This window comes from Oryzobacter terrae, assembly GCF_042756445.1.
Classification (GTDB): Bacteria; Actinomycetota; Actinomycetes; order Actinomycetales; family Dermatophilaceae; genus Oryzobacter; species Oryzobacter terrae.
This window is the reverse complement of the sequence record NZ_CP170578.1, coordinates 2,312,429-2,325,980: the sequence shown is the minus strand read 5'-3', so window position 1 is coordinate 2,325,980 and position 13,552 is coordinate 2,312,429. Positions and strand designations below refer to the sequence as shown.

Below are 13,552 nucleotides of genomic sequence, written 5' to 3'. Positions count from 1 at the left end.
GCGCTCACCTCCCCGCTCCGGCCAGGGCGGCCTCGACCTCGGAGGTCGTGGGCATCGCGGTCGAGCACTCGAGCCGTCCGGCGACGATCGCGCCGGCGACGTTGGCGAAGCGGATCGTGCGCTCGAGCCCCCAGCCCGAGAGCAGGCCGTGCACGAGGGCACCGCCGAAGGAGTCGCCCGCCCCGAGGCCGTTGACGACCTCGACGGGGAACGGCTCCACCTCGACCCGCTCGTCGCGGGTGGCCGCGAGCACGCCGCGGGGACCCTGCTTGACGACGGCCAGCTCGAGCCCGCGCTCGAGGAGGGCGTCGGCGGCCCGGTGCGGGTCGGTCTCGCCGACGGCGACCTCGCACTCCTCGCGGTTGCCCACGGCGACGGTGACGTGCTCGAGCGCCCGGCCGACCTCCGCCGACGCCTCGGTGGGGTCCGCCCAGAACATCGGGCGGTAGTCGAGGTCGAGGACGGTGTGGCGCGCCCGCCCCCGGGCCGCCCAGGCGACGTGGTGCGTCGCCCGTGACGGCTCCTGGGACAGCCCGGTCACCGTGGCCCAGAAGACCCCGGCCCCGCGGATCGCGTCGAGGGGCAGGTCGCGTTCCTCGAGGAGGAGGTCGGGCGCGATCGGGTACCGGTAGAACCACAGGGGGAAGTCGTCGGGCGGGAACACCTCGCAGAAGGTGACCGGCGTGGGCGGGCCGGGGCCGTCGAGGACGCAGATCGAGTCCGGGTCCACGCCCAGCCGCTCGGCCTCCAGCCGCACGTACCGGCCGAAGGGGTCGTCGCCGACCTTCGTCACGAGCCGCACCGCGTGCCCGTGGCGGGCCGCGGCGACCGCGACGTTGGTGGCGCTGCCGCCGAGGAACTTCTGGAAGGTGCTGACGTCCTCGAGCCCCACCCCGTGCTGGAGCGGGTAGACGTCGACGCCGATGCGGCCGATCGCGACGACCTCGGGGTTCGTGGCGCCCCCGGCGGTCCTGGCGACCTCGGGGGTCGCGGTGGCCTCGTGGGCCGCGGGCGGGACGGGTGCGGTCACCGGGTCACCGCCAGCGCGTCGGCGAGGGACCTGATGTGCGCGACCGAGGCGCGCACGTCGGCCACCGGGTCGACGCCGGTGTCGGCGGGAGCGCCGGTGAGGATGGTGTCCTGCTCGAGGACGTACCACCCGGGGTAGCCGTGGGTCTCGAGGGCGCGGACGATGGCGGCGACGTCGACGTCGCCCGTCCCGAGCGGGACGTACATCCCCTGCGCGACGCCCTGCGTGTAGGTCAGCTCTCCGCGCTGCACGCGGGCGGCGACGTCGTGGCGCACGTCCTTGAGGTGCACGTGCCCGACCCGCTCGGGGTGCTCGACGGCGACGCGCACCGGGTCGCCCCCGCCGATGAGGAGGTGGCCGGTGTCGAGGCACAGCGCGATGCGGCTGCCGGCAAGGACGCGGTCGGTCTCGTCCCCCGACTCGACCATCGTGCCGACGTGCGGGTGCAGCGTCGCGAGCAGGCCGTGGCCGGACGCGGCGTCGCTGATCCGGTCGAGGTTGGCCAGCAGGGTGGCCCACTGGTCGTCGTCCAGCACCGGTCGTTCGTCGTAGCCCTCCGCCCCGGTGGCGGCGGCGATGACGACCGTGGACGCCCGGGCGGCGACGAGGGAGGTCATGGCGACCTCGACCTCCGGCAGCGGGTCGACGGCCGGGTCGTGCAGGATGACCGGCACGAACTGTCCGACCGCCCGCAGACCCGCGTCGGCGAGGGTGCGCGCCTTGGCCTCGGGCGCGTCCGGGAGGAAGCCGTCGGGGCCGAACTCGGTGGCCGCGAGGCCGACCTCGCGCATCTGGGCGAGCACGAGGTCCGGGCCGAGCTGGTGGCCCCAGCCGGGCACCTCGCACACGCCCCAGGAGATGGGGGCGCCGGCGACCCGGTCGCGCAGGGGGGCGGTGGTGGTGGTCATCTGCTCGTCGTCCTTCGTCAGGTCGTGGGGATCTCGGTGAGGTCGACGGGTCGACCCTCGTGGAGCGAGACGGTGCAGGCCTCGGCGACCCGGAAGGCCTCGAGGGCGTCGCGCACCGTGCACGGGCTGGGCTCCGCACCGCTGGCCACGGCGAGGAAGTGGGTCAGCTCGGCGCGGTACGCCGGGCGGAAGCGGTCCATGAAGGAGTCGTGCACCGGCCCCGCCGGGACGTCGACCCCGTCCTCGACAGAGCGCAGGGCCAGGGACCGGTCGAGCCCGACGGCCACCGAGCCCAGCGAGCCGAGCACCTCGAGGCGCACGTCGTGACCCTGGCCGTGGTAGCGCGTCGTCGACAGCAGGGCCATGGTGCCGTCGTCGAGGGTGAGCAGCGCCGCCCCCGAGTCGACGTCGCCGGCCTCCGGGAAGAACGCGTCGCCCTTGGTGCCGCCCACGGCGAAGACCCGCACCACCTCGTGCCCGGTCACGAACCGCACGACGTCGCAGTCGTGCACCGAGCAGTCGCGGAAGATGCCTCCGGACGTCGGCACGTAGCCCGGTTCCGGGGGACGGCGGTCGCTGGTGTTGGCGCGCAGGGTGTGCACGAAGCCGAGCTCACCCGACCGGACGGCGTCGCGGGCCCGGCGGTACCCGGTGTCGAAGCGGCGCTGGAAGCCGATGTGGACGGGTACCCCCGACTCCTCGACGACCCGCACGACCTCGATCGTCTCGGCGAGGGTGGCGGCGACCGGCTTCTCGCAGAACGTCGGCAGGCCGGCAGCCACGGCAGCACGCAGGAGGGGCGCGTGGCCCGGCGTCGACGTCGCGATGACGAGTGCGTCGATCCCGGAGCCCACGAGGTCCTCGACGTCGACCGCACGCGCGGAGGGCAGGGACGAGGCGACGGAGCGCGCCACATCGGCACGGCTGTCGCCGACGACGACCTCGTCGACACCGTCGAGCGAGGCCAGGGTCGTGGCGTGGAACGCTCCGATGCGTCCCGCGCCGGCCAGTCCGATGCGCATGCGTCCTCCTTTGTCAGGACATACTGACATATCCCGCATCGGACTGTACAGTCCTGTCCCATGGAGACCCGGCTCGTCGACGTGCGCATCGACCGCACGTCGCCGGTGCCGCTGTGGCACCAGCTCTCCGAGCAGCTGACCGCCGCCGTCCACGACGGACTGCTCCAGCCCGGCGACCCGTTCGAGAACGAGCTCGCCATCGCCGCGCGCCTCAACCTCTCACGCCCCACGGTGCGCCGCGCGATGCAGGAGATGGTCGACCAGGGGCTGCTCGTGCGGCGGCGGGGCATCGGCACGACGGTGGCCAACCGCAAGGTGCACCGTCGTGCGGCGCTCTCCTCGCTCCACGACGACCTCCTGCGCGCCGGGCAGGCGCCGACGACGACGGTGCTCGAGCTGGGGCCGGTGCGAGACCCCCGTGCGGCGGCCGCGCTCGACCTCCCGGCCGACGCCGAGCTGCTCGCGGTCGTGCGGCTCCGGTCGGCCGACGGCTCGCCGCTGGCCGTCATGCGCAACTGGCTGCCGCCGACCTTCGCCGACATCACGCTCGAGGAGCTGTCGGGTGACGGGCTCTACGCCGCCCTGCGGGCCCGTGGGGCCAACCCGGTCGTGGCCCGGCAGAGCGTCGGGGCCCGGATGCCGACGCCCGCCGAGCGCCGCCGGCTCGCCATCGTCGGCCAGCAGCCCGTCCTCACGATGACGCGCACCGCGTTCGGGGGCGACGGTGCGGCCATCGAGTTCGGGGACCACTGCTACCGCGCCGAGGACTACTCCCTCGACCTCCTCCTCGACGAGCGCTGAGCGCGGGGTCGCCGCGTCCTCGGAGGGTCGTCGGCTCAGTCGTCGAGGTCGTCGACGACGTGGCGCAGGTAGCGCCGGGGTTCGGCGAGGAAGCTGCGGTGGTGGGTCACGACCTCGAGGTCCTCCCAGGTCGTCGGTCGGATGCCGTGCTCGCCCAGCTCGAGCACGAGCGCACCCGGGACGGCGGCCAGCACCGGCGAGTGGGTGGCCAGGACCACCTGGGTGCGTGGTCGCCGGGCCATCTCGGTGAGCTCGGCGACGAGGTGGAGCTGGGCGGCGAAGGACAGCCCCGCCTCCGGCTCGTCGAGGACGAACAGCCCGTCGCCACGGAACCGCCGGGTGCCGAGGAGCGTCACGAACGACTCGCCGTGCGACATCGTGTGGAAGGTGGGGTCGGTCGGGCCGGGGTGGGTGTCGAGCCAGGTGAAGAGCCCGTGCATCGTCTCGGCACGCACGAAGTAGCCCCACCGCGACGCCCCGCCGTCGCGCACGACGGTGAGCCACTCGTGCAGCGGCGACTCGCTCGCGTGGGTGGAGTGCGTCGCCCCCGTCGAGCCGCCCTCGGCGTTCATGCCCGCGGCCATGGCGAGCGCCTCGACGAGGGTCGACTTCCCCGACCCGTTCTCGCCGACGAGCACGGTGCAGCGCGCGAGGTCCAGGCCCTCGCCCAGCACCTGCGCCACGGCGGGGACGGTGAGCGGCCAGACGTCGGGGGCCGGGAGCTCGGCGTCGCGCGCCCGCTCCACCCGGCGGGCGGGCAGCCCGTCGGTCCACCGGTGGGTCCGCGATGCCATGGCCGCGACCCTAGCCGCGCCGTCCGACGCCGGTCGGCCTAGCGTGGGGGGATGCGCACCGAGGACACCCGCTTCCCCCGCCCCGCCGCCGTCCCCTACCTCGCCGTCAAGGGCGCCCGCGACGCCATCGACTGGTACGGCCGCGTCCTCGGCGCGGTCGTCGAGGGCGATCCGTACGTCGGCGACGACGGCTCCATCGGTCACGCGGCCCTGCGGATCGGCGACGGTGTCGTCTACCTCGCCGACGAGGCCCCGTCGTACGGCGCCGTCGCCCCCACGGGCCCGGGCGCCGCCGTCAGCCTCATGCTCCCCGTCGCCGACGTGCGGACCACGCTCGACGCCGCCATCGCCGAGGGCGCGACCGCCGACGACCGCGGGGTGTACGAGGGGTACGGCACGGACAACGCGTGGTTCGTCGACCCCTTCGGGCACCGCTGGGGGATCAGCGGCCCGGTGGGCGGGGAGGGGCGCGGCGGCTCCTGAGCCCCGCCGTACGCTTGACCCTCGTGACCGAGAACGCCCCCGCGCCCGCGACCGAGCCCGACCTGCCCGAGCAGCTGCGGATCCGTCGCGACAAGCGCGACCGGATCGTCGCCGGCGGCGGGCAGGCCTACCCCGTCGCGGTCGCGCGCACCCACTCCCTCGCCGAGGTGCGCGAGCGGTGGGGCCACCTCGAGACGGGCGAGGAGACCCACGACGTCGTCGGGGTCGCGGGCCGCGTCGTCTTCGTGCGCACCACCGGCAAGCTCGCCTTCGCCACCCTCCAGGAGGGCGTCGGCACCCGCCTCCAGGTCATGCTCAGCCTCGCCGAGGTGGGCGAGGAGGCCCTGGCGGCGTGGAAGGCCGACGTCGACCTCGGGGACCACGTCTTCGTCGAGGGCCGCGTCATCTCCTCGCGCCGCGGCGAGCTCTCGGTCATGGCCACCCGCTGGGAGATGGCGAGCAAGGCGCTGCGCCCGCTGCCCGTGCTCCACAAGGAGCTCTCCGAGGAGTCGCGGGTGCGCCAGCGCTACGCCGACCTCGTCGTGCGCCAGGAGGCCCGCGACATGGTGCGGGCCAAGGCCACCGCGCTGCGGGCGCTGCGCGGCGTCCTCGAGGGGCAGGGCTACGTCGAGGTCGAGACCCCGGTCATCCAGCTCGTCCACGGCGGTGCCGCGGCCCGCCCGTTCCGCACCCACATGAACGCGTTCGACCACGAGATGGTCCTGCGCATCGCCCTCGAGCTCAACCTCAAGAAGGCCGTCGTCGGCGGGGTCGACCGGGTCTACGAGATGGGGCGGATCTTCCGCAACGAGGGCGTCGACGCCACCCACTCCCCCGAGTTCACGATGCTCGAGGCGTACCAGGCGTGGGGCGACCAGACCTCGATCGCGGCCCTCATCCGCGACCTCTACCTCGGGGTCGCCGACGCCCTCGGCTCGCGCACCGTCGAGACGCCGGCCGGCACCGTCGACCTCGACGGGGAGTGGCGCTGGCTGCCGGTGTACGAGGGCGTCAGCGCGGTCGTCGGCGAGACCGTCACCATCGACACCCCGAGGGAGACCCTCCTCGGGTACGCGCAGGCGCACGGCGTCGAGGTCGACCCCGGGCTCGAGAAGGACAAGGTCTTCCTCGAGCTGCTCGGCGAGCTCGTCGAGCCCGGCCTGCTCCAGCCGACCTTCCTGTGCGACTACCCCGCCATCGCCCAGCCGCTGGCCCGTCCGCACCGCAGCAAGCCCGGTCACATCGAGGCGTGGGACCTCATCATCGGCGGGGTCGAGCGCGGCACCGGGTTCTCCGAGCTCGTCGACCCCGTGGTGCAGCGCGAGGTGCTCACCGAGCAGTCGCTGCGCGCCGCCGGCGGCGACCCCGAGGCCATGCAGCTCGACGAGGACTTCCTGCGGGCGCTCGAGTACGGCGCCCCGCCGATGGGCGGCCTGGGCCTGGGCGTCGACCGGCTCGTCATGTTCTTCACCGGCGCGAACATCCGCGAGACCATTCTCTTTCCGCACCTGAAGCCGGAGGCCTGAGATGGTCGACGCGGTCACGCCCTATCTCACCGCCATTCTCCCGACCATTCTCGTGGCGACCCTCTTCTATTTCCTCATCCGCTCGATCATCGAGGGAGACCGCCGGGAGCGGCTCGCCCAGAAACGGTTCGAGATCGAGGAGGACGCGCGTCGTGCGGCCGCCGGACCCGCGCCATCACCCCCTCAAGACCCCGGCGACGGGCCGTCGGCGGCATCGGGGAATTCGCGCGCCGATTCCTGACATTGTCGGGATTCACACCTTTCCGGGCGCACTGCTACCTTTTCGGGTGGGCACCATTTCCCGGTGCCGTTTTCGGTGAAGAATCCGCTGAAGGGAAAACCATGGCAAAGAAGGTCCAGGTGCTCCTCGTCGACGACCTCGACAAGAGCTCCCCCGCCGACGAGACCGTCTCGTTCTCGCTCGACGGCGTGTCCTACGAGATCGACCTCACCAGCGACAACGCCGCCAGGCTGCGCGACGAGCTGGCCGTGTGGATCGGTCACGCCGAGCGCACGGGTGGCCGCAAGAGCGGCGGTCGCGCGACCCGTTCCGCCTCGCGGGGCGGCTCGAAGACCGACCTGTCCGCCGTGCGCGAGTGGGCCCGCTCCAACGGCCACCAGGTGAGCGACCGGGGCCGCATCTCGGCCGACGTCCAGGCCGCCTACGACAAGGCCCACGCCTGAGTCCGGTGCACGATCCCGACACGGCGCCCCCCGACCCGGAGGGCGCCGTGTCGTCGATGTCCCGGCGCCACGCGTGGCTGCGCTTCACCACCGGCGGGCCCGTCCTCTCGCACGACCTCGCCACCACCGACGCCCGGGCCTGGCAGCGCGACCTCACCTCGCTGCAGGGTCGCTGGTACGCCGTCTCCGCGCCTCCGCAGGTCGCGGCCGCCTTCGTCCTCCAGTGGCTGCTCCAGGTCCCGGCGCACACCGCGGCGCACGCGGCCGCGGCGGGTCCGTGGCGCGCCGACCTCGACGGGCTGACCTTCGACCTCGGTCCCGCGCTCGTCCCCGAGCGGGTCCGCGTCACCGGTGTCGTCGCCGACCCCGGTGACCTCGGCGCCCGCCTCGACCGCGCGGAGGCCGACTACCGGCTCGTCGCGGAGCCGCTCGCCGAGCGCTACCCGGCGCAGGCGCGGCTGGGCCCGCACGCCCGCGGCGCCTTCGTCGACGACATGTGGAACGCCGCCCGGCGCGAGGCCGAGGCAGCCGCCGGCCTGCTGCGCCCCGGGGCCGTCCTCCGCGAGTCGTGCTGCCTCATCTACGCCCTGCCGGGGTGCGTCGAGTGCGCCGGCTGCCCGAGGTCGCGCCGCACCACCCCCTGAAGGGTCAGGGCAGGTCGGCCACGAGGTCCCCGTCGGCCTCGAGCCGGTCCAGCACCTCGTCGAACATCAGCTGGTGCAGCGAGTCGGGTTCTGCCGCACCGCGTTCCACCTCGTCCCAGGTCCGGGGGGCCGCGACGCACGGCAGCTCACGACCACGCATCGAGTAGGGGCTGATCGTCGTCTTGGCGCCGACGTTCTGGCTCCAGTCGAGGAAGACCTTGCCGGGTCGCAGGGACTTCGTCATCTTCCACAGGACGAGGTCGGGGTGGCGTCGGGTCATCTCCTGGGCGAGCTGCATCGCGAGGTCGCGCACCTGGTCGGAGCTGAGGTCACCCCCGAGGGCGGCGTAGAGCTGCATGCCCTTGCTCCCGGAGGTGACCGGGTACAGCTCGAGCCCGAGGGCGGCGAGGCGGTCGCGGACGAGGAGGGCCACCTGCGCGCACTCGTGCAGCCCGGCCGGCTTCCCGGGGTCGAGGTCGATGACGAGGCGGTCGGGGTGCTGCGGCTCGCCGTCCTCGATCGTCCACTGGGGCACGTGGAGCTCGAGGGAGTTGAGGTTGACGAGGTAGGTGAGGTCCGCGAGGTCGGTGACGAGGGGGTAGGTGACGTCGTCGACGGGGACCCGCGGCAGCCAGCTCGGCGCACCCGACGGGAGGTTCTTCTCGAAGAACATCTGGTCCTCGACCCCGTGCGGCCAGCGGACCCGGGTCACCGGTCGGTCCGCGAGGTGGGGCAGGAGGACGGGCGCCACCTGGGCGTAGTAGCTGAGGACCTCGCCCTTCGTCGTCTCGGTCGACGGGTACATCACCTTGTCCAGGCTCGTCAGGCGCAGCTTGCGCCCGGCGACCTCGACGCGGGTCACCTCGGGGAGGTAGCGCTCAGGCATCCTCGGCCTCCACGAGGTCGTCGGGCGTCAGGTCGGAGCGGACGCCGAGGTAGGCCGGCTGGCGCAGCCGGTGCTGGGAGGTCAGCTCGAGCGCCCGCACCTCGATGACGAGCCGTGGCTCCACCCACGTCGTGCCGGAGGCGTCGACCGAGGGGACCTCGTCGGAGAAGGGGGAGTCGTCACGACCGATCCGCCGCAGCCGCATCGCGAGCGCCTGGCCCGCCGACCCCGCGAGACCCGACCCCACCCGACCGGCGTAGCGCCAGCCCCCGGCCCCGTCGGGCAGCCCCACGAGGACCGCGCCGAGCCGCCCGGCCGACGAGCCCACCTCGGGGCGCCAGCCGCCGACGACGACCGAGTGGGTGCTCCGGTGCGCGGTCTTGCGCCAGTCGGGGGAACGGCGGCCCGTGGCGTACGGGGCCGCCCGGCGCTTGCTGACGATCCCCTCGAGGCCCTGCGCGGCCGTCGCGGCGAGGAGCTCGGTGCCGTCCTCGTAGACCTCCGGCACCTGCCACGAGCGTCCCGCGAGGTCGAGCTGCTCGAGCAGCGCGCGGCGGGCGCTCCACGGCTGCGCCCGCAGGTCGTTGCCGAACAGGCGGAGCAGGTCGAAGACCATGAGCGTCACGGGGCGCGACGCCACGAGCTGCTCGGCCTGGCGCCGCTTCGAGACGTGCATCCGCTCGGTCAGGGCGCGGAAGCTCGGCCGACCGGCCTCGAGCGCGACGACCTCGCCGTCGAGCAGCATGTCCTCGTAGGCGCCGCCGAGGGCGTCGAGCTCGGGGAACGCGGCGGTGACGTCGCGCTCGCTGCGCGACCAGACCGTCACGACGCCGTCGCGGACGTCGACGAGCACCCGCATCCCGTCCCACTTCACCTCGTGCACCCACGCGTCGCCGGTCGGGACTCGCTCGGCCACGGTCGCGAGCATCGGACGGAAGGGGGCCACGGCCCCATCCTGCCCGGCCGCTCCCGGTCCCGTCCGAGATGTCAGCGAGGTGTCAGCGCCGCTCGCGACCCTTCGTGGACCGGGACCGCCCCGGACCCCACCCCGGAGGTGAGAAGCCATGACCCGATCCCACGCCCACCGGGCCGCGCCGGCCACCATCGCCCTCGTCGCACTGGCCCTCGCGGGCTGCGGCAGCGCGAAGGAGCCCGCGGCCTCCACCACCGCACCGCCCGCCGGCGGCGGCGCGTCCTCCACCACCCCCGCCGTGACCGCGAGCGCCTCGCCGACCGCGGCAGCCGGCACGGGCCTCGACGACCCGAAGACCGGTCTCGACGGAAGCCAGCCCGGAGGGAGGTGCTCCTGGGTCACGGCGGAGCAGGTCGGTGAGCTCGCGTCCGGACCCCTCAAGGACCCGGTCACGGGCACCATCGTCCAGCAGCCCCTCAACGGGTACGCGGGAACCCTGCGCAACTGCCTGTTCGCCCTCGGCGGCAAGGGTGACTCGATGACCGTCGGCACGCTCGCCTTCGACGACGCGGCCGACGTCGCGACCTTCATCAAGAAGTCGACCGACGAGGGTGCGAAACCCGTCGCGGGCATGACCGACGCGTACTACTCGGTGTTCAAGTCCCCGGTGAACGTCGGTCAGAGCATCTCCGTCGTCGACGGCACGAAGATCCGCTACATCACCGCGCGGTACCAGGGTGACACGGCGAAGATCGTCAAGAACGTGGCGGTGGCCGACACCGACCGGCTGCCGGCCCTCAAGGCCATGTACGCCAAGGTCTTCGGCTGACCCCCTGCAGGACGGCTCGGCCGGGTCCACGCGGGCGCCTCAGGCGCCGATCCCCAGCCGAGGCACCTCGAGGGCGGCCTGCACCGCCTCGACCGTCCGGGAGACCACCTCCGCCGGTGCCGCGTGGGACGCCGGCGGAGGTCCGGTCGCCGTCAACGTGGCGAGGAGGTCGCGGTCGGACGCGAGGAGGGGCGTCCCGCCGGCCGTGGCCAGGGTCCACGCCGCCGCACCGAGCAGGTCGCGCTGCCGTCCCCGGACCAGGGACGACAGCGCGGCCACGGCAAGGGCACCGGCCCCCGGGTCGAGGACGAGCAGGCGCGCGGCTGCAGTGCGCAGCTCGGACTCGGCCCGGGACCGGTCGCCGGTGCGCAGGAGGTGCAGCCCGAGGTCGCGGCGCACCACGGCGGCCGTGCGACCGTTGCCGACCCGCTCGAGGTCGACCGCGGCCCGTTCCAGCCGCTCGACGAGGCCGACCACGTCGATCCCCGACCCGACCGCCCGGCGCAGGCTGTGCTTGGCCGCCTCGCCCGCGATGAGGGCACCGGCCGCGGGCGACCCGGCGCTCGCCGCGGCCTCCTGGCCCAGGTCGACGAGGGTGTCGAGGCGCTCGTCGCCGACGATCCCGGCGACGGTGATCGCGAAGTGCACGGCGACGGTGCGGGCGTGGTCGTCGCCGAGGTCGCCGAACCGGCCGGCCACGACGAGGAGGTCGTCGACCGCCTGGCGCGGCTCGCCCCGGGCCGCCCGGCTCAGCGCCCCGGCCGAGTCGAGGTGGACGTCGATCCACGGGCGGCCGGCCCCGCGGCTGAGCTGCCGGGCCGCGGCGTGGTCGGCGTCGAAGCCGTCGAGGTCGCCGCGCCAGCCCCGGGCGACGGCCCGCAGCCCGAGGACGCCCGCGCGCAGCCCGGGGTCGTCCTCGGCGCCGAGGAGGCGCACGGCCTCGTCGAGCTCGGCGACGTGGCTCGCGAGGTGGCCCAGGCCGCGGCCCGTCGCCGCGAGCATGAGGGCCTCGGCGTGCAGCCCGGCCGGGAGGACACCCTCCCCGGCGGCGTCGAGGCCGGTGCGCACCCACCGCTGCCCGGTCGCGGACTGCCCGGACCACGCCCACCAGGAGGCCAGCCGCACGACGGCCTCCAGCAGTCGCCGCGGGTCGTCGGTGGCGAGGCGGCCGAGGACGGCGTCGAGGTTGGTCTGCTCGTCGCCGACGACGCGCACCCGACGCCAGTCGGGGACCTCACCGTGGACGGCGGGCAGGTGGGTCAGGAGCCAGCGGGAGAAGGCGCCGTCGGCGTCCGCGGTGCCGCCTGCCGCCGGTGGGACGGCGGCGTCGGCGACGGGCTGGAGCACGCGGTGGCGCAGCACGGGACGGCCGTCGTGGGCGAGCCGCGGCTCGGTGACGGCGAGCGAGGAGCCGACGAGCTCTCGCAGCACCCGGCGCAGCACGTGGTCGTCGGGCGTCGCGAGGAGGCTGCGGACGAGGTCGGGTGTCGCCCCGGCGGGCAGGTGGCCCAGCGCGGCGAAGACCCCGGCCGCGTCGCCCGACAGGCCGAGGACCGCGTCGCGCACGGCTTCCCGGAGGTCGGCCGCGGCCGTCCCGTCCTGTGCCTCGGCGGCCCCGGGGGCCAGCACCTCGACGGCCAGGGGCACGCCGCCGCTGCGGCGCCCGACCTCGGCGGCCATGGGGCCCGGGCTGCCCAGCCGCTGGGCGGCGAGGCGCTCGGCGTCGTCCGGCGCCAGCGCCCGCAGGAGGACGGGGCGCTCGCCCGTCACCCCGAGCGGCCCCCGTGACGTCGTGAGCACGGTGAGCTGGGGCAGCGCCGTGGTGAGCGTGGCGACGACGGCCGAGACCGAGTCGGTCACGGCGTCGGCGTCGTCGAGGACGACGAGGACGGGGAGCGGGGCCGTGGAGACGACGACGGCCTCCAGGCTCGTGCGCGGGCTGTCGTCGGCCGGGGCGAGGCCCAGCTGGAGGGCCACCCGGTGCGCGACGAGGTCGGCGGTGGCGCCGCGCAGGTCGACCCAGTGGGTCGACCCGCCGCGTCCCGACCGGGTGACCCACTCGGCGACGAGCCGGCTCTTGCCCATCCCGCCGAGGCCGTGGACCGTCACGACCCGGTGGCGGGCCACGAGGTCGTCGAGCAGCGCCAGCTCGGCCTCGCGACCGACGAAGGTGGTCGGCGGCACGGGCGCGGCACCGGGAGCGGCCTCCCAGCCGACGCGGGTCAGCTGCGCCTGCCGGAGGACCGCCTCGTGGGTGAGCCGCAGGTCGCTGCCCGGCTCGACCCCGACCTCCTCGAGGAGCACCTCCCGGGCCTCGCGGTAGGCCGCGAGCGCCTCCGCCTGCCGTCCGGCCAGGGCCAGGGCACGCATCGCCAGGGCCCAGCGGACCTCGCGGGTCGGCTCGGCGCGGGCGAGGGCGAGGAGGTCGTCGGCCCGGGCGGCGGACTCCGGCGAGCGGACGACGAGGTCGGCCCAGGTCTCCTCCGCGTGGCGCCACCGCATCCGCCAGTGCCCCGCGAGGACCTCCCACGCGGGGAGGTCCTCGGTGACCGGAGGGAGCGTCTCGGCGAGCGCGTCGGCCAGCAGGGCCCGCGCCGCCGCGGGGTCGGTCGCGACGAGCGCCTCGGCCCCGCTGATCCGGCGCTCGAGGTCCTCGGCGTCCACCCGGGTCGGCGCGAGGCGGTAGCGGGACCCCTCCGACGCGAGCCACCGGGCGCCCCGGCCGGAGCCCGCGGGGTCGAGGAGGCGACGCAGCCGCGACACGTGGGCGTGGACGGCGTTGACCGCGGTGTCGTCGACCTCGCGGTCGGGCCACAGCCCCTCGACGAGGTCCTCGGCGGTGACCGCACCCGGGCCGGCGAGGAGGGCGAGGACGAGCCGGCGCCGCACCCGCCCGCGCAGCGCCACGGGCTGCCCGTCGACGACGAGCTCGAGCCCGCCGAGGACGCGGACCTCGAGCCCGGTCGGGGCAGGCGCGATCGACGGGCCCCCTGCGGGGCCTGACGTGGCCCGGTCCGTCACGCGCCCAGTGT

The 13,552-nt window shown here is 74.9% G+C and carries 14 protein-coding genes; 7 read left to right on the top strand and 7 right to left on the bottom strand.

What is annotated here, in order from left to right; all coding sequences use genetic code 11:
- Nucleotides 1–4: 4 nt before the first annotated feature.
- From iolC to ACFWN3_RS10960, 3 genes are all read right to left on the bottom strand, one after another.
- On the bottom strand, nucleotides 5–934 hold the full coding sequence (iolC, locus tag ACFWN3_RS10970) for a 5-dehydro-2-deoxygluconokinase (protein WP_377645585.1): 930 nt from the start codon (nucleotides 932–934) through the stop codon (nucleotides 5–7).
- A 92-nt stretch (nucleotides 935–1,026) separates the two neighbouring features.
- Nucleotides 1,027–1,938, bottom strand: coding sequence for a TIM barrel protein (locus ACFWN3_RS10965; protein ID WP_377639487.1), 912 nt, complete (start codon nucleotides 1,936–1,938; stop codon nucleotides 1,027–1,029).
- Between the two features lie 17 nt (nucleotides 1,939–1,955).
- Nucleotides 1,956–2,960, bottom strand: coding sequence for a Gfo/Idh/MocA family oxidoreductase (locus ACFWN3_RS10960; RefSeq protein ID WP_377639485.1), 1,005 nt, complete (start codon nucleotides 2,958–2,960; stop codon nucleotides 1,956–1,958).
- Between the two features lie 60 nt (nucleotides 2,961–3,020).
- On the opposite strand from ACFWN3_RS10960, the gene ACFWN3_RS10955 reads away from it, so the two are divergent.
- The gene (locus ACFWN3_RS10955; RefSeq protein WP_377639484.1) at nucleotides 3,021–3,761 is read left to right on the top strand and encodes a GntR family transcriptional regulator; all 741 of its coding nucleotides are present in this window, start codon (nucleotides 3,021–3,023) and stop codon (nucleotides 3,759–3,761) included.
- Nucleotides 3,762–3,796: 35 nt separating this feature from the next.
- Here ACFWN3_RS10955 and ACFWN3_RS10950 read toward each other — a convergent pair whose 3' ends face one another.
- Nucleotides 3,797–4,555: an AAA family ATPase gene (locus ACFWN3_RS10950; RefSeq protein WP_377639482.1), complete on the bottom strand. Its 759-nt coding sequence runs from the start codon at nucleotides 4,553–4,555 to the stop codon at nucleotides 3,797–3,799.
- A gap of 51 nt (nucleotides 4,556–4,606) precedes the next feature.
- Here ACFWN3_RS10950 and ACFWN3_RS10945 point away from each other — a divergent pair, with 51 nt between their 5' ends.
- The 5 genes from ACFWN3_RS10945 (at nucleotide 4,607) to ACFWN3_RS10925 (ending at nucleotide 7,892) form a co-directional block, all read left to right on the top strand.
- Nucleotides 4,607–5,038, top strand: a complete 432-nt coding sequence (locus ACFWN3_RS10945; RefSeq protein ID WP_377639480.1) for a VOC family protein — start codon at nucleotides 4,607–4,609, stop codon at nucleotides 5,036–5,038.
- Nucleotides 5,039–5,052: 14 nt separating this feature from the next.
- Nucleotides 5,053–6,564 (top strand): lysine--tRNA ligase, encoded by a 1,512-nt coding sequence (locus ACFWN3_RS10940; protein ID WP_377639478.1) that lies wholly within the window; start codon nucleotides 5,053–5,055, stop codon nucleotides 6,562–6,564.
- 1 nt (nucleotide 6,565) lies between these two features.
- The gene (locus tag ACFWN3_RS10935; protein ID WP_377639476.1) at nucleotides 6,566–6,805 is read left to right on the top strand and encodes a hypothetical protein; all 240 of its coding nucleotides are present in this window, start codon (nucleotides 6,566–6,568) and stop codon (nucleotides 6,803–6,805) included.
- A gap of 101 nt (nucleotides 6,806–6,906) precedes the next feature.
- Nucleotides 6,907–7,248: an Lsr2 family protein gene (locus tag ACFWN3_RS10930; RefSeq protein WP_377639474.1), complete on the top strand. Its 342-nt coding sequence runs from the start codon at nucleotides 6,907–6,909 to the stop codon at nucleotides 7,246–7,248.
- A gap of 5 nt (nucleotides 7,249–7,253) precedes the next feature.
- Entirely contained in the window at nucleotides 7,254–7,892 is a 639-nt protein-coding gene (locus ACFWN3_RS10925) for a (2Fe-2S)-binding protein (protein WP_377639472.1), read from the top strand.
- Between the two features lie 4 nt (nucleotides 7,893–7,896).
- On the opposite strand, the gene ligD (ACFWN3_RS10920) is transcribed toward ACFWN3_RS10925, so the two are convergent.
- Entirely contained in the window at nucleotides 7,897–8,778 is an 882-nt protein-coding gene (ligD, locus tag ACFWN3_RS10920; protein WP_377639470.1) for a non-homologous end-joining DNA ligase, read from the bottom strand.
- Nucleotides 8,771–9,724, bottom strand: coding sequence for a non-homologous end-joining DNA ligase (gene ligD, locus ACFWN3_RS10915; RefSeq protein WP_377639468.1), 954 nt, complete (start codon nucleotides 9,722–9,724; stop codon nucleotides 8,771–8,773). Before ligD (ACFWN3_RS10915) ends, ligD (ACFWN3_RS10920) begins: the two co-directional genes overlap by 8 nt.
- A gap of 118 nt (nucleotides 9,725–9,842) precedes the next feature.
- Between ligD (ACFWN3_RS10915) and ACFWN3_RS10910 the strand changes: the two genes are divergently transcribed.
- Nucleotides 9,843–10,520: a hypothetical protein gene (locus ACFWN3_RS10910; RefSeq protein ID WP_377639467.1), complete on the top strand. Its 678-nt coding sequence runs from the start codon at nucleotides 9,843–9,845 to the stop codon at nucleotides 10,518–10,520.
- A gap of 39 nt (nucleotides 10,521–10,559) precedes the next feature.
- Here ACFWN3_RS10910 and ACFWN3_RS10905 read toward each other — a convergent pair whose 3' ends face one another.
- Entirely contained in the window at nucleotides 10,560–13,541 is a 2,982-nt protein-coding gene (locus tag ACFWN3_RS10905; protein ID WP_377639465.1) for a BTAD domain-containing putative transcriptional regulator, read from the bottom strand.
- Between the last annotated feature and the right edge of the window lie 11 nt (nucleotides 13,542–13,552).